Annotated in this window: 25 protein-coding genes and 2 pseudogenes; 14 read left to right on the forward strand and 13 right to left on the reverse strand. The window is 61.6% G+C overall.

Annotated elements, in window-relative coordinates; translation table 11 throughout:
• The first annotated feature begins 226 nt into the window (after nt 1-226).
• The 5 genes and pseudogenes from CXY70_RS00645 (at nt 227) to CXY70_RS00660 (ending at nt 3,543) form a co-directional block, all read left to right on the forward strand.
• Nucleotides 227-1,273 (forward strand): TerC family protein, encoded by a 1,047-nt coding sequence (locus tag CXY70_RS00645; protein WP_104190500.1) that lies wholly within the window; start codon nt 227-229, stop codon nt 1,271-1,273.
• Nucleotides 1,266-1,727, forward strand: a complete 462-nt coding sequence (locus tag CXY70_RS00650) for a hypothetical protein (RefSeq protein ID WP_146066009.1) — start codon at nt 1,266-1,268, stop codon at nt 1,725-1,727. The genes CXY70_RS00645 and CXY70_RS00650 overlap by 8 nt, the downstream gene beginning before the upstream one ends.
• 5 nt (nt 1,728-1,732) lie before the next feature.
• On the forward strand, nt 1,733-2,233 hold the full coding sequence (locus CXY70_RS00655) for a hypothetical protein (protein WP_104190480.1): 501 nt from the start codon (nt 1,733-1,735) through the stop codon (nt 2,231-2,233).
• A 143-nt stretch (nt 2,234-2,376) separates the two neighbouring features.
• The gene (locus CXY70_RS18580; RefSeq protein ID WP_369851294.1) at nt 2,377-2,553 is read left to right on the forward strand and encodes a hypothetical protein; all 177 of its coding nucleotides are present in this window, start codon (nt 2,377-2,379) and stop codon (nt 2,551-2,553) included.
• A gap of 429 nt (nt 2,554-2,982) precedes the next feature.
• Nucleotides 2,983-3,543, forward strand: a pseudogene (locus CXY70_RS00660) (recombinase family protein).
• 26 nt (nt 3,544-3,569) lie between these two features.
• Here the strand turns inward: CXY70_RS00660 and CXY70_RS18585 are convergent.
• From CXY70_RS18585 to CXY70_RS00675, 3 genes and pseudogenes are all read right to left on the reverse strand, one after another.
• Nucleotides 3,570-4,435 (reverse strand): annotated as a pseudogene (locus CXY70_RS18585) (DNA/RNA non-specific endonuclease).
• A 107-nt stretch (nt 4,436-4,542) separates the two neighbouring features.
• A complete protein-coding gene (locus CXY70_RS00670; protein WP_104190481.1) occupies nt 4,543-5,262 on the reverse strand; it encodes a response regulator transcription factor in 720 nt (239 codons plus the stop codon).
• Nucleotides 5,259-6,707: a sensor histidine kinase gene (locus tag CXY70_RS00675; protein WP_104190482.1), complete on the reverse strand. Its 1,449-nt coding sequence runs from the start codon at nt 6,705-6,707 to the stop codon at nt 5,259-5,261. Before CXY70_RS00675 ends, CXY70_RS00670 begins: the two co-directional genes overlap by 4 nt.
• A gap of 107 nt (nt 6,708-6,814) precedes the next feature.
• Here CXY70_RS00675 and CXY70_RS00680 point away from each other — a divergent pair, with 107 nt between their 5' ends.
• The 4 genes from CXY70_RS00680 to CXY70_RS00695 all read left to right on the forward strand — a co-directional run bounded on the left by CXY70_RS00680 (nt 6,815) and on the right by CXY70_RS00695 (nt 9,232).
• Nucleotides 6,815-7,420 carry a DedA family protein gene (locus tag CXY70_RS00680; RefSeq protein WP_104190483.1) on the forward strand — a complete coding sequence of 202 codons (606 nt, stop codon included), beginning with the start codon at nt 6,815-6,817 and terminating at the stop codon, nt 7,418-7,420.
• On the forward strand, nt 7,417-8,016 hold the full coding sequence (locus CXY70_RS00685) for a CDP-alcohol phosphatidyltransferase family protein (RefSeq protein ID WP_104190484.1): 600 nt from the start codon (nt 7,417-7,419) through the stop codon (nt 8,014-8,016). The genes CXY70_RS00680 and CXY70_RS00685 overlap by 4 nt, the downstream gene beginning before the upstream one ends.
• Nucleotides 8,017-8,244: 228 nt before the next feature.
• Nucleotides 8,245-8,583 (forward strand): helix-turn-helix transcriptional regulator, encoded by a 339-nt coding sequence (locus CXY70_RS00690; protein WP_104190485.1) that lies wholly within the window; start codon nt 8,245-8,247, stop codon nt 8,581-8,583.
• Nucleotide 8,584: 1 nt separating this feature from the next.
• Nucleotides 8,585-9,232 (forward strand): dihydrofolate reductase family protein, encoded by a 648-nt coding sequence (locus CXY70_RS00695; RefSeq protein WP_104190486.1) that lies wholly within the window; start codon nt 8,585-8,587, stop codon nt 9,230-9,232.
• A 145-nt stretch (nt 9,233-9,377) separates the two neighbouring features.
• Here CXY70_RS00695 and CXY70_RS00700 read toward each other — a convergent pair whose 3' ends face one another.
• Nucleotides 9,378-10,274 (reverse strand): serine hydrolase, encoded by an 897-nt coding sequence (locus CXY70_RS00700; protein WP_092342485.1) that lies wholly within the window; start codon nt 10,272-10,274, stop codon nt 9,378-9,380.
• Nucleotides 10,271-11,149 carry a LysR family transcriptional regulator gene (locus CXY70_RS00705; RefSeq protein ID WP_104190487.1) on the reverse strand — a complete coding sequence of 293 codons (879 nt, stop codon included), beginning with the start codon at nt 11,147-11,149 and terminating at the stop codon, nt 10,271-10,273. Before CXY70_RS00705 ends, CXY70_RS00700 begins: the two co-directional genes overlap by 4 nt.
• Nucleotides 11,150-11,235: 86 nt before the next feature.
• On the opposite strand from CXY70_RS00705, the gene bla reads away from it, so the two are divergent.
• The 4 genes from bla to CXY70_RS18590 are packed head-to-tail and all read left to right on the forward strand — an operon-like array spanning nt 11,236 to nt 13,676.
• Entirely contained in the window at nt 11,236-12,135 is a 900-nt protein-coding gene (gene bla, locus CXY70_RS00710) for a class A beta-lactamase (RefSeq protein WP_104190488.1), read from the forward strand.
• Complete coding sequence (locus CXY70_RS00715; protein WP_104190489.1) at nt 12,132-12,464, forward strand: hypothetical protein; 333 nt, start codon at nt 12,132-12,134, stop codon at nt 12,462-12,464. The genes bla and CXY70_RS00715 overlap by 4 nt, the downstream gene beginning before the upstream one ends.
• Nucleotides 12,461-13,372: a hypothetical protein gene (locus tag CXY70_RS00720; RefSeq protein ID WP_146066010.1), complete on the forward strand. Its 912-nt coding sequence runs from the start codon at nt 12,461-12,463 to the stop codon at nt 13,370-13,372. Before CXY70_RS00715 ends, CXY70_RS00720 begins: the two co-directional genes overlap by 4 nt.
• Before the next feature lie 16 nt (nt 13,373-13,388).
• Nucleotides 13,389-13,676, forward strand: coding sequence for a helix-turn-helix domain-containing protein (locus tag CXY70_RS18590; protein ID WP_104190491.1), 288 nt, complete (start codon nt 13,389-13,391; stop codon nt 13,674-13,676).
• Nucleotides 13,677-13,691: 15 nt separating this feature from the next.
• Here the strand turns inward: CXY70_RS18590 and CXY70_RS00730 are convergent, their stop codons facing one another.
• From CXY70_RS00730 to CXY70_RS00765, 8 genes are all read right to left on the reverse strand, one after another.
• On the reverse strand, nt 13,692-14,192 hold the full coding sequence (locus tag CXY70_RS00730) for a DUF664 domain-containing protein (RefSeq protein ID WP_233205648.1): 501 nt from the start codon (nt 14,190-14,192) through the stop codon (nt 13,692-13,694).
• Nucleotides 14,192-14,719 carry an SRPBCC domain-containing protein gene (locus tag CXY70_RS00735; RefSeq protein WP_158250864.1) on the reverse strand — a complete coding sequence of 176 codons (528 nt, stop codon included), beginning with the start codon at nt 14,717-14,719 and terminating at the stop codon, nt 14,192-14,194. The genes CXY70_RS00730 and CXY70_RS00735 overlap by 1 nt, the downstream gene beginning before the upstream one ends.
• A 372-nt stretch (nt 14,720-15,091) precedes the next feature.
• Nucleotides 15,092-15,763 carry a Type 1 glutamine amidotransferase-like domain-containing protein gene (locus CXY70_RS00740; RefSeq protein ID WP_104190493.1) on the reverse strand — a complete coding sequence of 224 codons (672 nt, stop codon included), beginning with the start codon at nt 15,761-15,763 and terminating at the stop codon, nt 15,092-15,094.
• Nucleotides 15,764-15,809: 46 nt separating this feature from the next.
• Nucleotides 15,810-16,082, reverse strand: a complete 273-nt coding sequence (locus tag CXY70_RS00745) for a hypothetical protein (protein WP_104190502.1) — start codon at nt 16,080-16,082, stop codon at nt 15,810-15,812.
• A gap of 107 nt (nt 16,083-16,189) precedes the next feature.
• Entirely contained in the window at nt 16,190-17,443 is a 1,254-nt protein-coding gene (locus CXY70_RS00750; protein ID WP_104190494.1) for a D-alanyl-D-alanine carboxypeptidase family protein, read from the reverse strand.
• Nucleotides 17,444-17,770: 327 nt separating this feature from the next.
• A complete protein-coding gene (locus CXY70_RS00755) occupies nt 17,771-19,243 on the reverse strand; it encodes a hypothetical protein (RefSeq protein WP_146066012.1) in 1,473 nt (490 codons plus the stop codon).
• Nucleotides 19,233-19,775: an ABC transporter ATP-binding protein gene (locus tag CXY70_RS00760; protein ID WP_104190496.1), complete on the reverse strand. Its 543-nt coding sequence runs from the start codon at nt 19,773-19,775 to the stop codon at nt 19,233-19,235. The genes CXY70_RS00755 and CXY70_RS00760 overlap by 11 nt, the downstream gene beginning before the upstream one ends.
• Nucleotides 19,768-20,409 (reverse strand): PadR family transcriptional regulator, encoded by a 642-nt coding sequence (locus CXY70_RS00765; protein ID WP_104190497.1) that lies wholly within the window; start codon nt 20,407-20,409, stop codon nt 19,768-19,770. The genes CXY70_RS00760 and CXY70_RS00765 overlap by 8 nt, the downstream gene beginning before the upstream one ends.
• A 156-nt stretch (nt 20,410-20,565) precedes the next feature.
• Here CXY70_RS00765 and CXY70_RS00770 point away from each other — a divergent pair, with 156 nt between their 5' ends.
• Nucleotides 20,566-20,865, forward strand: coding sequence for a hypothetical protein (locus CXY70_RS00770; protein ID WP_104190498.1), 300 nt, complete (start codon nt 20,566-20,568; stop codon nt 20,863-20,865).
• The last annotated feature ends 42 nt before the right edge of the window (nt 20,866-20,907 follow it).

A 20,907-nucleotide genomic window follows, 5' to 3' on the forward strand; every position in this document is an offset into this window, starting at 1 on the left:
TGCTGCACTGCCAAGGTGAGGATAGCCGAGCGTTCAGCGGCGGACACTACACAGCTGTTGCCCAGCCGACTCCGACTTGACGTGAAGCACACTTCTCCTGTTCAATATAAAGCAGAAGGGGAGTAATCCTCGCTCCGCATCGTCAGTACGTTCCCGCCGCGGGTTCCGGTGCGCAGGGCCGCAAGGTCGATGAGACCTTCACGAAAATTTCGTGGAGGTCTTTGTCATGACTGTTCCCCTGTGGGCGTGGTTCGCTGTCCTAGGTGTGATCCTGCTGATGCTCGCCGTCGACCTGGTCGCCCACCGCAAAGCTCATGTGATCGGTGTGCGGGAAGCCGCCGTTTGGTCGATCCTGTGGGTGATTCTCGGTGTCGCGTTCGGCGTGCTGGTGTGGATGCTGTGGGGGGCGGAATTCGGGCAGCAGTACTTCGCTGGCTATTTGATCGAGAAGTCTCTTGCGGTGGACAACGTGTTTATCTGGGCGATCATCTTCGCCGCGTTCGCGGTCCCGCGCGAGTACCAGCACCGAGTGCTGTTCTTCGGCGTCTTGGGCGCCCTGATCTTCCGCGGGATCTTCATCGCCGCCGGCGCTGCCCTGATTGAGAACTTCTCTTGGATCCTGTACGTATTCGCCGCGTTCCTGATCTACACCGGGTGGCGGATGTTCCGCTCCCGCAACGACCACATTCACCCCGAAAAATCCCGCATTCTCAAGGTGTTTCGCCGGTTCGTGCCGATGACCGACGCGTACCACGGGCAGAAGTTCCTGGTCCGCAAGGCAGGAATCATGGTGGCGACTCCGCTGCTGGCTGTGCTGGTGCTGGTGGAAATTACGGACATCATCTTCGCCGTCGACTCGATCCCGGCTATCTTCGCCGTTACTAGCGAACCGTTCCTGGTCTTTACCGCGAACGCGTTCGCCATCCTGGGGCTGCGGGCGATGTATTTCCTCCTCGCGGACCTGATCCATCGCTTCATTTACCTCAAGATCGGACTGGCGTTCGTCTTGATCTGGGTGGGTATCAAGATGCTGCTCCTGGATGTCTTTTACATCCCCACCACGATCAGCCTGGCAGTAGTCGTGACTATCATCACGGTGTCCATCGTGGCCAGCTTCCGCGCCACCCGCGGCCAAGGCCGACGCGAAGTGCATACCGAGGCTGCAGGGGTGTTCCGGATCGCCACCGACGAGGAACTTGCTGCGGTCGAGCCAATCTTCCACCGCCGTGGACGCGTGCCCGTCGCTGCCGGCAAGGATCTCTCTGATGAGTGACCTGGACTCCTCGGTGGCACTGGCCCCTGATCCTAAGACAGTGCGACGACGCCGCCGAGGTTCAATGTCGGCGGTGTTTGCGTTACCGCTGCTTGCGGTGGCCGGTATTCTGGTTGGCGCGTGGAGCGCAGGTGTCGGGGACACCTGCGGGGGACCGGTGCCGGGATGTAGCAGTCTCCGCAATGCAGGAGACATTCCGGTAACGGTCCGGGCGGTCATCGATCAATCCGATACGGAGACTCTGGTCGAGGGAGGAGAGCGGGTGCTGCTGGGTGACTGGCGCAACGGTGTGAGGGTGGATCACGAACAGTGCCTCGTCGTTGAGGGTGGCCCGTTCTGGGACGCCCTCACGGTGATCGACCGTACCACTGAGGCGACCGGGGTGTGGCATCCGGTCGATGACTGGGGCGCCCGGGTGCAGCTGCACGACGGGGCCTGCCCGGAAACGAGCTGATCACCATGACGCACGCTCCCCGCGACTGCCAGCTCGGCGGCCCCGCGCACGAAGCGCCGGACGGCCGCCTGGCCCTAGCTGGGGTTCTGTGGCCTGCAGACCTCCTCAAGCTCACCCGCCACGATGACCTGTGTGTGCACATCATCCTTCCCCGCGACAGGGACCGCTGGGCGGGACTGTTCGCCGGTGTGCGAGTGCTGGCCGAACGGACCGCGCACGTCGGGGTGCATGTGCAGCCGGAGCGTGGCGGATTCAGCATCGATCCGGCCGTACTTATAGGATCCAGTGATCGCCGACGTCGGGCGATGCTCGCCGCGGTAATTCGGGATACAGGCACTGCGGGTGTGGAGCTGACGCCATCGCAGGTCTACGTCGAAACGTTTAGCGCCACGCGCGCGACACTTCGGCTCCCGGCTCCCGCTGGAAGGGTCAGCGAATGGGGACTACTCGTCGCGTGGTTCCCGCTCACCCCTCTGTTTTCTTCGAAACCCCTGATCCCTTGGTGATGTTGGGGTAGTCGACCGCTTTGCCGGTACCCGTATTCCGCAGCCACGGAAAGGAGCACGCATGACCTGCCCTCACGACGGAGCCGTGCTGGTCGCTCGCCGCACTGGCATCGAGATTTGACGTCTGCCTCATCTGCCGGGGGGTGTGGCCGGACCGCGGGGAACTGGACAAACTCATCACCCTCGCCGGCACCCGCCGGTGTCCAGGCCGGCCACCGTCACTGCCCCGCTGCGAGCGAAAAGCTCCGCCCGCGGCGATTCGGACACCCCGCCCGCCGGCCAGTCGAAAGAGACCGCACCACGGGACGAGAACTGGCTAGCGGATCTGTTTAAGGGCACCCCGCCACCCATCGACTGGGAGACATGACCGGAAGAACGGCTGACCCGCCGCGACGGTCCGCTGGAACCCGCTATGACCTGCCCATCTCGATGGGAACGCTCATGAACATGTTCGATCGCCGCGCTGGCTTAGTCCTCCACAATCCTCGATACGACCCCCCGCCCCCGTGCAGGCCGCCGGCAGCGAACCTAGCCTTGAGAGCGGCGGAGCGGCTCAACGGACAGGAGCGAGAATGTACTCGACACAAGACCAAATCGAGTGGAGTAGTCTGACACCCGCTCTGAGCTAACGCGGGCGACCAGATCGATGCGCCAAATATCGATCACAGGACGCCGCCATATAGCGCTGAGAGTCACACTTCGGTGCGGGGTCTCAGACTTCAACCTGACTGAACAGGAGAAAAAGTCTCATGACAGGGCAACGAGTTGGATATGTGCGAGTCAGTACCCTCGATCAGAACACTGTCCGTCAGCTTGCTGACGTCAAGGTCGATCGGGTGTTTGAGGATAAGGCGTCGGGGAAGGATTAGAACCGGCCCGAGCTGGAAGAGATGATTCGGTTCGTCCGAGATGGCGATACTGTTCTCGTGTATTCCATGGACCGTCTTGCCCGCAACTTGGATGACCTTCGCTTGATTGTGCGCCGGCTTACGGCAAAGAAGGTCCGGGTTGAGTTCGTGAAGGAGCAGCTCTCTTTCACGGGAGACGACAATGCAATGGCAAACCTACTTTTGAACGTTATGGGGGTGTTTGCTGAGTTTGAGCGGTCTTTGATTCGTGAACGTCAACGTGAGGGCATTGCCCTGGCCAAGAAGCGTGGCGTCTACCGTGGCCGTACCCCATCACTGGACTTGGTCCGTGCGGCTAAGCTGCGCGAGACGGCTGCCGCGGGCGTACCGAAGTCTGTTCTTGCTCGAGAGTTTGGGATCAGCCGCGAAACCGTCTACGTCTACCTTCGCGCCGGGGACTGAGCTGGCTATAGACGATTCGGTGTGATTTAGAGGTGGATTCCTGCTGTGTCGACCAGTTCGACCCAGCGCTGTCGACGATCGGTGACTTCTCGGATGGTTGGGGCCCGGGCGTAGACGTCTGCTTCGGATAGGGCGGTCAGGTTGAGCCCGGTGAGGTCGATGATGTCGACGATGGGTACTTGGTAGGTGCGGTACGGTCCAAGCGGCGGGGGAGTGCTGTCGAGGAGGGCGGGAGTGCGGACCGTGTCAAGGTCGATGTCTTCTAATTGTGGGCTTTGGTCGAGGACGAATCCGGCAGCGTGCAGAACGGCGGAGTCTTCCGTGGTCGTTGTCCATGCTGCGATCTTCCAGAACTCTTGTGGGATCTTCACGCCGCGGTATGTCGGATCCTGGGCTGAGAGCACGGGAGCGGTGAAGACGCTGATGCGGTTAGCGTTGGTGCGTGCGTAGGTGAGGACGTGGTCCTCGAGGCCGAGCCAGAGTTGTTTCGATTGGTTAAAGTCTGTGGCTTGGGGGCGGCGTTGGTGTAGGCGAAGGTATCGTAATTCGCTTGCCTGGCTATTGTTTTGTTGCCCCAGACTGGGCCTTGGCGCCGGACGAGGTGTCCGCTGTCGAGGTCGTTTCTGGCGTAGACGCCTTCCCCGGCCTGTTCGTGGGCCGGGATACGCGGGTCGAGGTGCCAGTTGTCGCCTCGGTCAACGTCAACGAGCTGATCACCGTCGATGTTGACACCGGTCGCGATCGCGAGGCGCCGTGCAGGGTCCAGAAGTACTGTGAAATGTGTGCACGGCAGTTCACGAATCAGGTTTTCCGCAGGAGGGACGGGGAGCTGCAGAAGGATCTGAAGGAATTCGGCGTTGTATCCAGCAGGAGAAAATGATGCGGCGTCCATGTCGATAGTCAAGCAGCCACAGCCGACAGTTGGGGGTCTTCGGATCTATATGACGGTGTTGATGGGAAGATTTCCTGTTGCTTCCACCATTTGAAACCGCCAACGTCTTATGGGCGTTCGTTGAGGAGCTCGGCTTCGTATGCGATGATCGCCGCCTGCACACGATTCTCGGCGCCAAGTGCTGTGAAGAGCACACTGAGGTACTGCTTCACCGTGCCTTCCGAAAGGTGCAGGGATTTCGCGATCTGGGCATTCGACTGGCCTCGCCCGATTCCGGCGAGCAGTTCGCGTTGTCGGTGGGTTAGTTCGCGCACAGTTGATTGGGCTCGTGTTGAGCGGCCGAAACGGGCGCCGGTTTCCTGGCGGACCAGCCACCGGCCGACCCGCGGTGAGAATGCGGCACCGCCGCCTGCGAGAGCGCGGACGCCGCCGATCAAGTGACGCGGGTCATCCGATTTCAGGAAAAAGCCGAGCGCACCGAGGGTGATGGCCTCTGCAATGTAGGCCTCATCGGAGAACGTGGTCAGCATTGCGACCGGCACGTGTGGCTGCTCGCGCCGCAGCTGTTCAAGGGTGCGGATACCGTCAAGCCTGGGCATCTGGATATCGAGAACGACGACGTCTAGCGAGTGCCGTCGAGCCAGTTCGAGCGCTTCGGTTCCGTCTGAGGCTTCGGCGGTGATTACAATATCCGGGGCCGTGGAGAGGATGCCGGCGATCCCAGCGCGCACGAGCTGATCGTCATCGGCAAGAAGGACTCGTATTAGACCGTCTCTCTGCTGGTGAGGGCTGTCGGACGGGGTGTCACCGGTTAGATTTCCAGTCATGGGGCGAGGATCGTGTCGATGGAGAGAACGCGGTTGTTGACGAAGCAGATTCGGAAGACGTCGTCGCGGTCGAAGAAACTTATCGAGGCCTCATAAAACTCGCACGTCGATCTCGGGGGCTGAGCCAGAGACGTTCGCGGGGCGTCGAGCATTTCCACTGCCGGAAGAAGGAGCTCGGTTTTGGTGCGGGTGTCACCGGTGTTGATGGCGGCGAACCGTTCGGGAGGCAGGACTGACGCGACGTTGGCATAAGCGAAGTAACCGATCGCGCTTAGCGCTGCGGTGGAGAGGAGAACGATGGGAACGAGCCAGGCGGCCCGTGTTGTGCGACGGCGTTTCCGGTCGGAGCTGCTGTCCGCGGCGGTGACAAGCTCGGTCCGAGATTCGTGCGTACTGGTGGCGGCTGAGGATGGAGTTGCCGACCTTGGAAGTCGGACTGTGAGGGTGAAGTCTTCGCTACGATTCACGTCCAGGGTTCCGCCAAGGATCCCGACTCGGTGTCGCAAGGCGAGGATGCCGTGGCCCGTCACGAGTAGGGACGGTGTCGTGCCGTGATCGGGGTTGCGAATGCGTAACTCGACTTCGTCTCCGTCGATGTCGATGTCGATGTCGATGTTCACCTTCGTGCCTGGTGCGTGTTTTGCGGCGTTCGTGAGTCCTTCCTGCAGTACCCGGAGGAGAGCGGCGCGAGAGTAATTGTTGGTAAATCGCTCGATGTCTGTCGCGAGGGTGCTGTTTACCTCGATACCGGAGGATTGCGCGCGCTCGAGTACGTCTTCAATGCTGAGGCCGCTCAGCGAGGCGGTGATGCCGGAGTCTCTTTCGGTAATCAGTCGAACGGTCTCGCCGAGTTCGTCGGACGCGGCGGCGGCATTGGCCCGGATGCTTTGCAGCTCAGTTCTCGCCGTTGCTGGCAATGTGTCGTCCAGGGAGAGGCGGCCGGCTTGGACGGCGATCAGCGTCAACCGATGCCCTAACCCGTCGTGGATTTCACTAGCCATCGCGTCTCGTTCCCGCATCACGGCCTGCTCGACGCGAGCATCGTGTTCCCGTGCCTCGGCGAGGGCCAGATCCCAGCCGCGCTGGAGATAGGCCCGCCGTCCGCGAAGCGCGGCGACCGTCAGAACAGGGACGACGAGGCACAGGGTGTAAATCGTGCCGCGGACGAGTCCGAGGATGGCACCGGCCCACGATGGACTCGAGATCAGTCCGCACAGTGTCGCAGCGATGAGCGAGGCCGCCACGGCGACCATCACGACGCCGAAGGACGGCTTCCACAAAGAGGCGCAGAAGCCGACGATGATCGCGGTGGTACCTATCAGCATCGGACCCGAGCCGTCCGTCCACGGAGATGCGACTCCGAGTAAGGCTCCAACAACAGCAGCGACTGTCGTGTTGGTATTGCGCGCACGTCGTGTGTGCGGGGTCGGATTGTTGTCGAGCATCCTCCCACCCTAGGGAGACCTGGCAGGCGAAAGAACTCGCCTTCGTTAGTTCGGGGCTTCACCTTTGTCACTATCGACGGTAGCGGCGCTTTTCTAGCGTTTCTTGCATGCTTGAAAACATCACTTTGTTCCTTGACTCCGTCAGTGAGTACATCGGAATCATCCTTGCGATCGTCTTCATTGCCTCGATCGTGGACGCGGCCTTCGGCCTCGGTGCCATTCTGCCGGGGGAAACCGTCCTGGTGTTCGCCGCGGTCGCCCTCCGTGAAAGTCCTCTTCTGATCTTTGCCGTACTCGTCGCTGCCGCCGGGGCATTCATTGGCGACCACATCGGGTACTTCATCGGACGGAAACTCGGCGTGAAGATGGTGAACACACGGGTGGTGCGGAGAATCGGAGTCGATCGTTGGGACGCGGCTACCGATTTCGTCAAACGACGCGGTTTCTGGCTCATCATCGTCGCTCGTCTCCTGCCCGGCGTTCGAACCTTGGTCGCCGCAGCAGCCGGAGCGTCACCCATGAGCTACCGGCGGTTCGCTCTCGCCTCCGGCACCGCAGCCGTCATCTGGTCGCTTCTCTGGGTGCTGGGCGGCGCCGCGCTTGGTTTCGCGTTTGTTGAATTCGCCAATCACACGACCATCCCTGCGATCGCGGTAGCGGTGGCTGCCGCTGTTGGGTTCTTCGTTATCCGGCAGAGGCGGAGAACCGCATGAATACGAAAGATCGGACTCTCCGGCCGCGACCCGAGTGGTGGACCATCCCAAATCTCTTCACCGTTAACCGATTCGTCCTGATCGTCCCGATCGTGGCCCTTCTGTTGTCGGGGGCTCAGCCGCTCACAGCTGCCACTCTCACGGTGCTCTTCGGCGCGACGGATTGGGTAGACGGATTCCTCGCTCGGCGGCTCGGCCAAGAGACCCGGCTCGGGGAGATCCTCGACCCGATCGCCGACCGATTGGGAATCGGCTGCCTTGGCATCACACTAACGATCATCGGTGCAATTCCCTGGTCGGTAATCATCGTCATCCTCCTCGTCGATCTGATCGTCGGAAGCGTCTTCCTGGCACGACACCGGAACCATCAGCTCTCGGTCACCTGGATCGGAAAGATTCGCACCGCGCTCATTATGATCAGCACGTCCATCGTCACGGTCGGCCTCATCCCAGGGATGGAATTGGCCTTGTTGATCGGACAGGTCGGTTTGGTGGTCGGCGCCTTGTTCCACATCGCTGCCGGCATCGGCTATCTACGACAACTGTTCCGACAAGATGTACCGCATGCACCAGCCACAACTCTCGGACGCGACTGAAGCTATCGCGGATGTTATCTGTCACGGACCATGAAGAACGCCCAATTCCTCATTGCCCTCGACACACTCTCGCCTGCACAACCCCGGAAACACAGGGGCCGTTGTGCAGACGACTTCGGAAAATGACACTGGTGCTAAACGATCAATTCCGGACACTCTTCAAACGCGAGACACGTTCCTGGCGTGAGCCGGTTGACGAATCCCTGCCCTGCAATAAAAATTAGGTATGTGCCTAAGTATGATGACGAGCTCGATGCCGTGCTCCGCGCTCTCGCGGATCCGACGCGCCGGGCTGTCGTGGAACGGTTGGCGAAGTCCCCAGCAGTCGTGTCCGAACTCGCCGCACCGTTCTCGATGGCGTTGCCGTCGCTCATGCAGCACCTGCGCGTCCTCGAGAACGCGGGACTGGTCACGTCACAGAAGCATGGGCGCGTCCGCACCATGAGCCTGCGACCGGGCGCCCTCGACGTCCTACACCTGTGGCTTGGGGAGCAACGAACCCCCGCAGAACACCGAGCCGACCGGCTCGGCATCCACATGACCCGTACCACCCGGAAGGAAACCTGACGTGACCCGCGTTCGCATCGACCTGTTCATCTCGCTGGACGGCTTTACCTCGACGACCGACCACGCCCCCGAAAATCCGATGGGTGAGGACTGGGGGCGCCTCACTGCGGCCTACGCCGCGACCCGCACGTTTCACGAGCGCGTCTTCGACGACACCAGCGGCACCGGCACGACCGGCATCGACGACTCCTACGCCGCCGCGTTCTTCGAGGGCGTCGGCGCCGAGATCATGGGCGCGACCATGTTCGGCCTGCACTCGTTTCCCGACGATCCGGACTGGAAGGGCTGGTGGGGTAGCCAGCCGCCGTTCGGCACCCCGGTCTACGTCCTCACCCACACCGCACCGCGTCCGTCGATCCCGATGGAGGGCGGAACAACGTTCCACTTCCGCAACGCCGCAATCGAGGACGTGCTGGCGGAGGCGACCGAGGCTGCCGGAGGCCTGGACGTGCGCGTCGGCGGTGGAGTCGGCACCGCGCGCGACTTCCTGCGCGCCGGCCTGGTCGATCACTTGCATCTCATGGTCGCCCCGATCCTCCTCGGCCGGGGCACTCGACTGTGGGACGGCCTGCCCCGCCTCGACCTCACCCACACGGTGACGACGGAAGTGGCCGAGAGTGGCACAATCCACGTGACCTTCGCACGATAGGACGATTGCTGATCGGAGCGCTGTTAGCACCTTCCGATCCTGCTGTGTATCGTTAACATCCGCAGTGGCTCGTCGCCCGGGAGGTCCGTTTCGAAACCCTGGATTTGCAAGACGCTTTCGCAGTCTCGAGTGTATTCACCTGCTGTTATCTGATGGTGTCGTGAAGTGTGCGGGCTATGTGTCCGAGTGTTTGTTCGGCGGCTGGTTGTGTGGCGGTCGGGACTCGTGATTCGGTGAGGGCGGCGACGGCGAATCGGGTGCCGTCGTTGTGCTCGACGACTCCTACCTCGTGTCGGAGGTTGAGGAAGGTGCCGGTTTTCGATGCCCAGCGGGATGTTCCGGTTGCAAAGTCAGGCGTGAGGCGGTGCCGCATCAGGTTTGTGCTCATCATTTGTTGGGTGGTGAATGCCGTTTCGGGGCTAGGGGCTGAGTGGATCCAGATCTGCTCGAGGAGGTTGACGAAGCTTCGCGCCGAGCCGGCGTTGGCTTGAGTGATGTCGAGTTGCGGGATGAGGTGTCCTCCGCCCGGTGTGCCTGCCTGGATGGCTAGGGTGTGGGCGAGGTGGGCCTCGTGTGGGGCGAGCCGCTCGGCGAGAGTTTGGTAGAGAGTGCGGATGGTGTGGCGGATACGGAGGCCGGGTATGTGCAGCTGCTGCATATGGTGATCGACCATGCGCGGCGTGCAAATGTCGAATAGTGCGTCGGCGGCGGTGTCATCACTGATGGAAAGCGCGAGGGAGACGAGGTCGAATACTGCGACCTTGGTCGGGTATTGGAAGGTGCAGAGCCCGGTCAGCCCGGGTGTTCGGTTTTCGGGAAGAAGTTCGATCGTGCGTGCCGGGTCCAAATCGCCGGTTCGGATCATCTCGAGAACAGTGAGAGCGAGAGGCACTTTTACCAGTGATGCGATGGGGAAGATGGTGTCTGGTTCGATCCCGATCTCGGTGCCGGTGTCGAGGTCTCGGACGAGGAAGCCCCCGCGTAGTCCGGCTTCTTCGAGTTGATTTTCTGCGTCAGCGAGGATCTGCTGGAGGTGTTTCATATGATTCGACCGCCAAGAGCGCAAGCGATGGGAGAAGCGCTTCCGTCGAGCAGTTCGGCGTCGCGTTCGCCGGTTCTGCTTGCGAGAGCGTAGCCCCGTACGAGGTGCAGCTCTCGAATGGGCCGCCAGTGAAGTTGCAGGTGGTCTGCTTCTCGCTCCGAGCACAGGAGCAGGTCTTTGCTGCCTGCCACGCCGACGACCGCTTCAATCAATGTGTCGGCGACTTTCAGCTGGCCGGGCTGCAACGAGATCGAGTTCGCCAGCCAGGTGATGCGATCGCGAATGTGCGGGACGTTGTCTTCGGTTTGAATCCACAGCTTGCGCGTCGGTCGTTTCATCTCGCCTCGTCGCACTCGGATCGATTCGAGTTGAAACTGGCTATCTCCCGTAGTTTGTGCGGATGCCACACCGAGATTTACTTGCCACACCGCATCCGCCGCCGGTACCGGCTGCACGGCGTACTCCGCTTGCCCGACCCTGACCATCTCGCCTCGCACAGCAGGCTCTGCCGTCTCGATTCGCAGTGCGAAGTCGTGTTTACGGGCCGCTATTGCTATCTGTGACAGATCTGCCACAGCGAGGGCCGTCGGCATCATTAAGGTGACGGGCCGGTGTAGTTGTCGTCTTGCCTGATCGCGTAGCCCCTCCGCAAGTGACACGATCGCCGATGCGGATGGAAGCAGAGTCCGACCGAGCTCGGTCAGCTCGACTCGCCGGGTCGTCCGATCAAGAAGCTGGCCACCGAGATGGTCCTCTAGTGACGCGATGCGTTTGCTCGCTACGGACTGCGGGATACCGCACTCGGCGGCGCCGTAGGTGAAGCTTCCTCTTCGACTTACGCTCACGAACGCTTCGCAGCCAGCAACGATGTCCATACGAGGATTCTTGTCTATTCCCTAACGGAATCAGTAGCGCTTGATAATGATTGGACTGACTACAGTTTGTCCCGAAGAGTGTCGCCATGGCAACTACTCTTCCTTCCGGCCCAACGCGGCGCGCTCTCCTAGTCGGTGGGGCAGCGATGCTCGCGCTGGCCGGATGCTCGACCGCACCCGTTCCTCGAGCCACCACCGACGCCTTCAACCGACGAATCGAAGACCTCGAAATGCAGTCTGGTGTGACCATCGCCGTGACCGCGGTCAATCTCGGTACGAACCGACGCGTCCAGCATCGATCGACAGACTTGTTTCCGATGTGCTCGCTGTTTAAAGTCATTGCCGTCGGCGCACTAGTGAGTGAACGTGGCTATGACGAGCAGTACTGGAACACCCCGATCCCATTCACTGCAGCAGATATCGTCGTAAATTCACCTGTCGCCTCCAAGCTGACGACTTTGACGATGACCCCGGATGAGATGGCGGATGCAGCGCTTCGCTTCTCGGACAACACCGCAGGGAACCTCTTGTTGCGAGAAATTGGCGGGCCAAAAACCATCGCCCGAGTCGTTGGTTCTTTCGGCGCCACCGCCACCCGGTTGGATCGCATCGAACCCGAACTCAATGAGGGACTTCCCGACGATCCGCGGGACACAACCACCGCTGATGACATGGTGGCCGTTCTGCGTGCGCTCCTCGTCGACGGAGGAGCCGGACAACTTGCCCGAAGCAAGCTCCACGACTGGATGCTCCGTAATAGCACCTCGAGCACCCGGGCACGCGCGGGACTGACCGGCTCATACGAACTCGCGGATAAGACCGGTGCAGGAGGTTATGGCATCGTCAACGACGCTGGCATCCTCTGGCAAGACGACACTGACCCCATCGCTTTGTGCATCCTTACCCGGACCAACGACCCCAACGCAAAAGGTAACAATGAAGTGATAGCCGACACCACGCGACTGCTCGTCTCCGAACTCGCATGATCGCCAACAAACCGCGACCTGCACGCACTATCCAGTTCGTGCTCGCTTGGGCGGTCGGAGTTATTGGAACCATCACCACAGCCATTTCCTTGTTCCCTGAGGTGGCCAGCATCGTCTCAGTAAGGGACGTATCTTCCCTGGGGTCCGCCGCTGCCCTACTGGTCGTGTCCGTGATATATCTCTCCGTCCCCATCCTTATCGCGTTGGCCATCGCGAATACCGGCCGTCGATGGTGGCTCTGGCTGACCATCGCAATAGCGGTCATCGTCTTGCTTCGAGTCGCCCGCTTCGCAGTGGGTTCGCTCGGTGTCTATTGGATTACGTTTTGAGTCGCGGCGAGCCGTATGCCGGCGCGACGACACCGGGACGCCGCCCGCCCGGCCGGATGACGTGGCTCGGCCTTGTCGGTGTCTCGCTGGGCGGGATCACCCTGGCAGCACTGTTCAGCGGAGGTGATGGGCGGGCGGAGATTTCCGCCGAGTTGAGCGAGTACATTCCGGAGATCGCTGGGTTCAGCGAGGTTTCGACAATGGCTGATTTGCGCGAGTTCAATGAACCGAGCGCCGACTTGCGTGCACGCTTCACCTCTTCAGGAGAGGTTTATCGCGTCATCGACTCGTCCGTCGATCGTGCCCGGATCGCTCTCTGGAGGAGGGACGTACCCGGCCCCGGACCGGGACCTTACAGCTCTGATCCCAAACGAGGATTCAGTACCGAGGAAATAGTGGTGGGCACAGCGTGCGCGTCGATAGAGCGGACGGGCCACAAGGTCACCTCCTCACCAGTCGACTGCCCCCACCCCCTCGCGGCGTGGTCACCACCAACAGAGGTGGCTTCGTGGACCCGAGACGCGGCTGCTGCCTGGGTGGTGCAGGTCAGCGTCAGCAGCCTCAACCAAGACATCAGATGGCTTCTGTTTCATAACAGCGACGGCAGCCAGCCGCGTCACGAATTGGTCGATGCGGACGCGGTGGTGGACGTGATCAAGAAGGCGCGTTTGTCCTCGGCCGACACCTCCGTACGAGTCACCGTCGAGGATGTTTCTCAAGAGGGCAGCCGGATCACGGGCAAGGTGCGTATAGCAGCGTCGGCCCCGGAGGAAGCCAACACCACAGTCATGAGCACATCCACTGCGTGCTTCATCCTCGACATAGATCTTCAACTGTTCGATCAGTACGGATTATGGGAGCCGCTGATTCCTGAGGAACTCGGGGCTAATAATTTCGCTAGAACGTAATTACACTGAAGCGCAAATGGATGGCTTGAGCACGGTCTTTCTAGCGCTGACTGATCCAACGCGCCGCGCACTAATGGAGCAGCGGCAAAAAGGAGAGGCGACAGTTACCGAACTCGCCGCCCCGCACACGATCAGCGTGCTTTTTATCTCACGCCACCTGAACGTACTCGAGCCGGCCGGGCTCATCACGGAAACCAGCTCCGCTCGATGGCGACGGGCAGGACATTCCGGCGAAAAATCTTTGCCTCCTATGCAGAAAAAGATTCAGCGTCCTGCCCGGCCGGTGCCCGTTGACGTCGCTTGAACCCCATTTTGGGAGTTATCCAACGACGAGGTTCTGATGACCATCGATGAGCTCGCGCATGATGTCAAGGTGGCCTGCGTGCACTGAGGTCTCAGCAAGGACGCGAAACACGACCTCGCGCCCGTTAGGCAGCGGTGGTGCCTCGAAGACGCTGGCTGGAGGCCTCCACCGGGGAAGGGCGTCGAAATCGATTCTCCTGAGCACCTCGTCGCTCCGAGCGATCTCGCGCTTGTATGTTTCGATTGCTTCCGCGCCCGTCATCGGGTCCGATGCCCAGCCGTCGTGAAGGGCTTCGATCGCTCTCACGTCACCACTTAGAACGGCCGAGCTCCAGAACCTCTCGTCGTCGTAGGCGAGGTGGTTGAGAAGCCGCGTGATCGTCCAACCAGACGGAACTATCACCCGATGCATCGCATCCTCCGCCAGCCCGTCAACCGCTCGCAGCACATGCTGGCGCTCGTTCGCTAACTGTGCGAGCAGTTGTGCGTCACCCATGTTCAGCAGTCCCCTGCTCATCACACGTGCGGATTGGATTGGCGAATGTGCCAGGTGGTGATGGCGGTGCTATGTGCAACTCGGTCAATTGTGGCGCTCCATCCATCACGGGTGCCGCCTTCCATGAGGTCGCGCACCTCCTCATCCGCCAGCTGCTTGGGAAAAGCGACAGTGAGTTCGAGGTGTGTGCCTTCTGCGACGTCGCGGAGGTTGACGGTCACGATCGGTGCTTCGAGCTCGCGGTCTCCGACGAGCTCTGGCCATCCTCCAGCCGCTCCCCACCGAAAGACCAACCGTTCGTCTGGAACGACTTCGAGGTATACCCCGCCGGTGGGGTATTGAAGATCGTCATCGACCACCATTTGTTGACGCCATACGCCGCCAACTCTGAGATCAACCTGGATAGGCGCCGTGGGAGTGGGCATAGCGGGGTTGTAAAACCAGGCGAGGTTTTCCGGCTCAGTCCAAGCCTTGAAAACGATATTGCGCGGTGCCCGCAGGATGCGGGTCAGGGTAAAGCTTCTTTCAGTGCGTGTCTGGGACATCATGCTCCTTCTTCCTGTCAGGGCATTCGTTCGCGGCTGGGAACATCGTCGTGAGGTGCTTTTCGAGACCGTCCAAACGCGTTTCGAAGAACCGGCGGTCGGGCCCATCCATTGGTGCACTGCTAGCAGTGATAATGGATTCAACAGGCAATACCGCCACTGAGCGTCAAGGGCCATGAGGAACTGCCCACTGGCGGTGGCAGCCAGCACTCGTGGGGGAGGTCGCCCGCTCGGCGCCGTCCTCGGTTCGGCAATTAATGCGTCCGATACCTCGCTTCACGCATGCTCCCCGGATCGTTTCAGGCTCCTGTAGATCGTCGTCACAGGCGTGGCATTGCGATCGTGGGGCGCCGGGCCGTCAGGTTCACGAAGTCGTCAGGTCGGTCGAGGCCCGAACTTCGTCCATTGTCCTTCGGAGACCACTTGGACGGAGCCGTCGACGACCTTTATGGCCGTCTGTTCGTCGATGGCGTAGGCCGGGCCACCAATGCTGGCGGCCCACCGTTCTGCGTCGCCCAGGGTGTTCGTCGGGAAAGCGTCGAGGTGCGGGAAGATCGAGAAGTCGACGACTCCGAGAGTGCGGTCGTCCGGAGCGGACGGCCACTCGACGAAGTACTCCCCGATCCGGGGCGTCATCACCATGCTTCCTGCGCTGACTCCCACCCAGACCGTGTGGGGCAGCGAAGGCATCAGGTCGGCCAGTCCGGATTCCCGCATCCAGTGGCACAGATACGTCGCGTCGCCGCCGTCGACAAGGAGCACGTCGGCCTTCTGGACCCAGGGGACCCATCGCTCCGCGCCGATGGTGGGCAGTGCCGTTAGCTCGAGGACACCCAGCGACGCCCAGCCAAGACCGGAGAAGTGCCGGTAGTCGGGCTCGGCAGCTACCAGGCTCCGCACCGACGCCGGTCCGCACATCGGGTGGCCCCACTGAGCAGTGGGGACGACCAAAGCGTGACACTCGGCGATCGGCTTGCCGAGTAGCTCCACCAGAGCCGAGTGGATGCTCGGATTCGTGACACCGCCCGACGTCAGCAAGAGCTTCAAGAGGACTCCGTTTCGTGAAGGGTGGTTGTGCCTGCGAGGTCCAGGTTCATTGCGACCCTACTGCTCGCTTCAAGGTTCTGTAGATCGTGGCTCGGGACACGCGGTAGTCTTCGGCCAACTCCGCGAGGGTGTAGTCGCCACTGTCGAAATCGTCCCTGAGCTCCTTCGCGCGACGATCACTCAGCTTAGGCTTGGTACCCAGTAGCCGGCCGTTGGCCTTGGCGATCGCTAACCCTTCTTTGGTGCGCTGCACGATGAGGTCGCGCTCGAACTCCGCGACCATAAAGCCAGGGCATCGCAACGGAGACGGCGAGGTCATCGACGTCCGTCCCGCGAACCTCATAGATGACGCCACCGCCACCGTCCTCGAAGCGACCCGCCTTCGGGATCAACCCATCCGGCCGATCCCGAAGTCGGGTCGCGTTGCTACAAGGCTGGGTTGGTGAGGCGGTGCCAGGCGGTGGCGGGGGTGATGTCGGCGGCGAGCGTGAGCGGGACGCGGATCGACGTGCCTTGATCTTGTGAGGCCGCGCTGAGTGTGAATTCGAGCGAGCCGACAGTGGAACCGGTCGAGCCGTCCTCCAGGGACAGTGCTGTTGCCGTTGCTGTGACGGTTGTGCCTTTCCAGACGAGGGCCGACGCGTCTGTGCCGGCCACGACATCGCTGCTGTTCATGGCGCCGTTGATCCACTCGGGTGAGTACGCGCCCACACGATCACCTGCTGTGACGAGCTGGACGCGTTCGAAGGCGGGTGGAACGCTCGAGAGGACATCGAGGAGAGCCGCGTTGCGCTCTCGCCAGGTGTCTGCCCCGAGGATCGCTCCGACCACGGTGATGATCGTAGCCCCCACCGGCACTTCGGCCGAGAAGAGGATGCACGAGCCTGAATCGTAGTCGGTCCCGGTCTTCATGCCCGTGATTCCTGCCGTGCCGAGCAGGCTGTTGAGGTTTTCGATCTCTCCGATGTTGGGCAGTATCGCCGTCTTCTCGGACACGACTCCCGCCAGTACTGGGTTCGCAAGAGCCAGCTTGCCGATCTCAACCAGGTCCCTCGTGGTGCTCACGTTGGAGGCTCCAAGCCCGCTCGTGTTGGTAAGCGTGGTACCGGTGAGCCCATGATCGGCAAGCCACGTCCGGGTGGCGTCGAGGAATGCACCGACGCTCCCGAATGCCCAGATCGCGAGTGTCTTGCTGTAGTTGTTGGCTGAGGGCAGCATCATCACTTCCAGCACCTGCCGTTGCGTGAACACGGATCTGGAAACGACCGGTGCCCAAGAACCGTTTTCTGCGATCGTGTCGTCGAGCCATTGGACGTCATCGTCAGTGATGTGGATGTCCGGACCATTCTCGCCGGCGACGATGGGCTTGTGCTCCAACACAACGAGCGAGGTGATCATCTTTGCGAGGCTTGCAATCGGGAAGGGGTCTTCGCCACCGCTGGAACTCAGGACACCGTCGAACCCGACCGCACCGAGCGCTCCACGGCCGACCGACGGCCAGGCGATCTGCGCGGCAGCGCCTGTTTCGATGACCGGTACCGTGAGTGTCGCGGTCGCGGTCGGCATCGGCTGGGTAAGCGCAGCCGTGCTGTACCCAGCGGAGCCAAGGACGACGACAGCGACGACTGCCGCAATGAATCGACGGCGGCGAAACGGCGGCACCGAGCGTGTGGAATCCATCAGACAACTATCACACGAACGAAGCAGCAGCTCCGCAGCGCGCCCCTTTGGTGTCGCAGCACCTAGAGAGCATTGAGTGCCCAGCGACCAGCCCGAGGATCGATCCGGTGTTTGTGACACATTGAATGAGGTTCACCTTATTGCTGTCTGTCGTTTCGTTCGATTCATGGCAGTAGAGATCTGTTCCGCGTCGTCACCGAGATACCCGCCGAGGGAACGCCCGTGGCATAGCAGCGCGATGACTTCGGCGAGGCACGAGGCAACAGCTCGCTGAGCGCTCACCGAAAACGGCCCGTAAGACGTTCCGCTTACGGGACTGGGGTTTTCTCATCGTGGTATTGGTTGATTCGAAGACGATCCCGGCAGCAGCGCAGTGATCAGCGCGGTGAACAGCGGGACACCCAGTCCGATGATTGCGAGCTCGGTGTAAGGGAGGTCGGCGCGTGAGGGGAGAGTCAACGAGTACCCGACCACCACGAGCGCCCCGCAAAGAGTGCCAGTGACGGACCCTATGCCGACGACGAACAGCGAGTACCAACCGTTGATTCTCCGGCGAAGAGTTCGCGTGGCGCCGAGCACGGCCAAAGTCCGATCGATCTGACGACCTTCGGCTCGGGAAAGTCCGATGGATGCGATTGCGATCGCTGCTATCAGCCCTGCAGCGAGCAGTACGGCACCCCAGTACCAGGCTCGATCACCGGTGCTCGGTCCCATTTCTGCTTCGAGCCACAAATCCCCGGGGAAGCCGCTGAGATCGACGCTATTGATTTTTTCGTAGGTCAGGCCAGGTGGAGCCTGAGCCAGCGCGCGGGCCGGAACGGCCGCGAGTCCCGCCGATTCGGCGGCTGCGGGGCTGATGAAGATGCCATATCCCAGGGGGTGGTCCATGGGGACGGTGGTGCCGGCGAGGCGTACCGAGTTGAGGGGCTGGCCCGCGGGCAGGAACTCGTTCGGCTCGTCCTCGGGAACGAACTGGTTTGCACCCCACCATTGAATGGTGACGGTGTCATTGGCAGCAAGGTATCGGGGCTTTAACACGATAGCCGTGCCTGCTTCCAGCGCAGTGAGGGTGTCGACATCTGGTGCTTGGCCCAGAATCAACGCGAGGTCGGCAGCGTCGCCGACCCAGATGGTGGGCTGGGTTGGTGCGAACTCGAAGCGATCGAGTGTCTCAGGAGCGCAGAGCGCTTCGTTCAGACGGCTTTCCTCGAACGATAGCTCGCAGATCCCTTCGTCGGCGGTCTGGGGCAGAGGAAGACCTTCCGGAGGAAACACCATCGTTTGCCGACCGCTGTACCCTTCGAAGTCATCGACAGGTGAACCCCAGAACGGGCCGAGCACGCCGCTGAGTACGCGAACCTCGGTGGCATCGACACCATCCGAGAGGGCCGCGGCGACAGCGTCGGGGTCGCTGATGACGTCTCGCTCGATCGGGTCCCACCGTGTGGGCACGACTAGATCGACCTTGACCTGGTCTCGTTGGAGTTGCCAGACGTGGTCTGTGACCGACCACGCGTCGCTCGCGGCAAAGAAGGTGAGGTAGCCACCGACGATAAAGGTGACGAGCATGATGGATGCCGCTGCGGCTCCCGAACGCGCACCGCTTCGTTCCGCGTCGCGTGCGGCGATGCGCGCTGCGAGCCCGGAAACACCCGGGAGGCGTGCGGGCCCGCGGGCGGTCCAGCGGATCAGCGCGGGGAAGGCGAGGACCGCACCGACCACGATCGTCAGTGCCGCGGGCGCAGTGAGTAGCCCGCTCACAGAGCGTAGAAGGATGGCGGGCAGTCCGTCAGGGAGCATTCCTCCCGCGAACCCGAGCGCACCAACGACGAGGAGAGCTGCACAGCCGCTCGCCGAAATAATGAGTCCCCCACGCGCCCGTCGAGTCGTCGACCGGGCTGGTCGCGGGGCATCTCGCAATACCATCGTCACGTCGATAGCGGATGCTCGCACCGCGGCGACGAGCGAGGCCAACCAGCCCACCCCAATCATCCAATTCCAGGGGAACGGCAACGTTCTCCAGCACCGTGAGAATCGGGATCAGGTTGTAGTTCTGGAAGATGAACCCAATGGACCACCGCCGGACAGCGGCCAGAGCCTGGGCATTGAGTGACCGGACCGGCGTTCCATCAACGATGACCTCACCACTACTCGGGTGTTCCATCCCGCCGGCAATGCCGAGCAGCGTGGACTTGCCCGAGCCCGACGGTCCCATCACAGCAATCAGCTCGCCGGCTCGCACTGTGAGGCTGACGCCGTCGAGGGCTCGTACTCGCAGATCACCGTGGCCATAGTCGCGGGAGACATCGGTCAATTTCAGAGTTTCAGTCATCGTTGGTCTTTCCTCCGGGGATGTCCATGGGATCTGTGGATCTGTTTGCTCGGGGTCGGCCGCGGCGAGGCCGCTCGGTATCAAAAGGAATGGCCAGTGAGATGCTGCGGGCGGTCGCGTCGCGAACGCGATCGGAGACCTGATCGAGCCATCGCAATTGAGTTTCCGCCTCGATCAGTAAGGCGTCGCTCACGATGCGAGAGGCGAGATCCTGCGCGGAGCGGACGGGTTCCCCACCTAATTCGCGGGTGAGTTGCTGTAGCCGAGTGATGGCTGCATTGCGTTGGGCGCGTAAAAGCGCAGCCACGTCGACCCCGGGCAACGTCACAGCAATGGCAACCTTGATGGCGAGATCGTCACGGGATCGGGTGGGAACCGGATCGGCCTGCTGTAACCAGGCACTTGAGGCGGCCACACCAGCTGTAGTGACCGTATAGAAGACGTGGCCGTCGGCGTCCGTGCCGATACTTTTTTCGACGAGACCTTCACGCTCGAGTCGATCTAAAGTCTTATAGACCTGACCGATATTCAGCGGCCACCGGGCACTCGTTCTGCGATCGAACTCGGCACGTAACTCGTACCCGTATCGCGGTCCCTCGGCCACCATCGCGAGGAGGCTCATCGCTACTGACATTGCGCTCCCTAAACACATGGCCTATATATAAATACACACCATACATTAAAATGGCTAGGCCTAGTGGCCATGTACCCATGAGGCGGACTCGCGCTAGGGTTCACGCATGGGGAGCAGTCGGTCGTTGCGGATTAGCACACCCCAGCACAGGGCGACGTGAAGTCGCTCGACGAAGACTCGACGACGGTCGACACGGTTGACAGCGTGATCCAGGGTCCGCACGGCCACATACCGGTGCGCTGGTACTTCCCGCCCGACGGCACCACGCAGGTCAAATCTGCGACGATCGTGTGGATTCACGGTGGAGGGTTCTTCAAGGGGAGCCTTGACCAGCCTGAGTCGAACGACGTTGCACGAACGCTGGCCGCTGCGGGTGGAGCCCCGCCGTGCACTATCCGCTACCGGTGGACGATGTCGTGGCCCTACGTGCCAGGGTTGGGTGAGGCCAGTAGCTAACAGCAAGTCCGCCGTTTGACGTAGGGCGAGAATCAGGAATCA

Origin of the sequence: Cryobacterium sp. Y82, from assembly GCF_002929495.1 — a bacterium.
GTDB lineage: Bacteria > Actinomycetota > Actinomycetes > Actinomycetales > Microbacteriaceae > Cryobacterium > Cryobacterium serini.

What these genes read in the sequence shown, in the direction of transcription:
- CXY70_RS00645 (WP_104190500.1), top strand. Translation starts at nt 227, where the DNA reads ATGACTGTTCCCCTGTGGGCGTGGTTCGCTGTCCTAGGTGTGATCCTG.
- CXY70_RS00650 (WP_146066009.1), top strand. Translation starts at nt 1,266, where the DNA reads ATGAGTGACCTGGACTCCTCGGTGGCACTGGCCCCTGATCCTAAGACA.
- CXY70_RS00655 (WP_104190480.1), top strand. Translation starts at nt 1,733, where the DNA reads ATGACGCACGCTCCCCGCGACTGCCAGCTCGGCGGCCCCGCGCACGAA.
- CXY70_RS00670 (WP_104190481.1), bottom strand. Translation starts at nt 5,262, where the DNA reads ATGACTGGAAATCTAACCGGTGACACCCCGTCCGACAGCCCTCACCAG.
- CXY70_RS00675 (WP_104190482.1), bottom strand. Translation starts at nt 6,707, where the DNA reads ATGCTCGACAACAATCCGACCCCGCACACACGACGTGCGCGCAATACC.
- CXY70_RS00680 (WP_104190483.1), top strand. Translation starts at nt 6,815, where the DNA reads ATGCTTGAAAACATCACTTTGTTCCTTGACTCCGTCAGTGAGTACATC.
- CXY70_RS00685 (WP_104190484.1), top strand. Translation starts at nt 7,417, where the DNA reads ATGAATACGAAAGATCGGACTCTCCGGCCGCGACCCGAGTGGTGGACC.
- CXY70_RS00700 (WP_092342485.1), bottom strand. Translation starts at nt 10,274, where the DNA reads ATGAAACACCTCCAGCAGATCCTCGCTGACGCAGAAAATCAACTCGAA.
- CXY70_RS00705 (WP_104190487.1), bottom strand. Translation starts at nt 11,149, where the DNA reads ATGGACATCGTTGCTGGCTGCGAAGCGTTCGTGAGCGTAAGTCGAAGA.
- bla (WP_104190488.1), top strand. Translation starts at nt 11,236, where the DNA reads ATGGCAACTACTCTTCCTTCCGGCCCAACGCGGCGCGCTCTCCTAGTC.
- CXY70_RS00715 (WP_104190489.1), top strand. Translation starts at nt 12,132, where the DNA reads ATGATCGCCAACAAACCGCGACCTGCACGCACTATCCAGTTCGTGCTC.
- CXY70_RS18590 (WP_104190491.1), top strand. Translation starts at nt 13,389, where the DNA reads ATGGATGGCTTGAGCACGGTCTTTCTAGCGCTGACTGATCCAACGCGC.
- CXY70_RS00730 (WP_233205648.1), bottom strand. Translation starts at nt 14,192, where the DNA reads ATGAGCAGGGGACTGCTGAACATGGGTGACGCACAACTGCTCGCACAG.
- CXY70_RS00735 (WP_158250864.1), bottom strand. Translation starts at nt 14,719, where the DNA reads ATGATGTCCCAGACACGCACTGAAAGAAGCTTTACCCTGACCCGCATC.
- CXY70_RS00745 (WP_104190502.1), bottom strand. Translation starts at nt 16,082, where the DNA reads ATGACCTCGCCGTCTCCGTTGCGATGCCCTGGCTTTATGGTCGCGGAG.
- CXY70_RS00750 (WP_104190494.1), bottom strand. Translation starts at nt 17,443, where the DNA reads ATGGATTCCACACGCTCGGTGCCGCCGTTTCGCCGCCGTCGATTCATT.
- CXY70_RS00755 (WP_146066012.1), bottom strand. Translation starts at nt 19,243, where the DNA reads ATGCTCCCTGACGGACTGCCCGCCATCCTTCTACGCTCTGTGAGCGGG.
- CXY70_RS00760 (WP_104190496.1), bottom strand. Translation starts at nt 19,775, where the DNA reads ATGACTGAAACTCTGAAATTGACCGATGTCTCCCGCGACTATGGCCAC.
- CXY70_RS00765 (WP_104190497.1), bottom strand. Translation starts at nt 20,409, where the DNA reads ATGTCAGTAGCGATGAGCCTCCTCGCGATGGTGGCCGAGGGACCGCGA.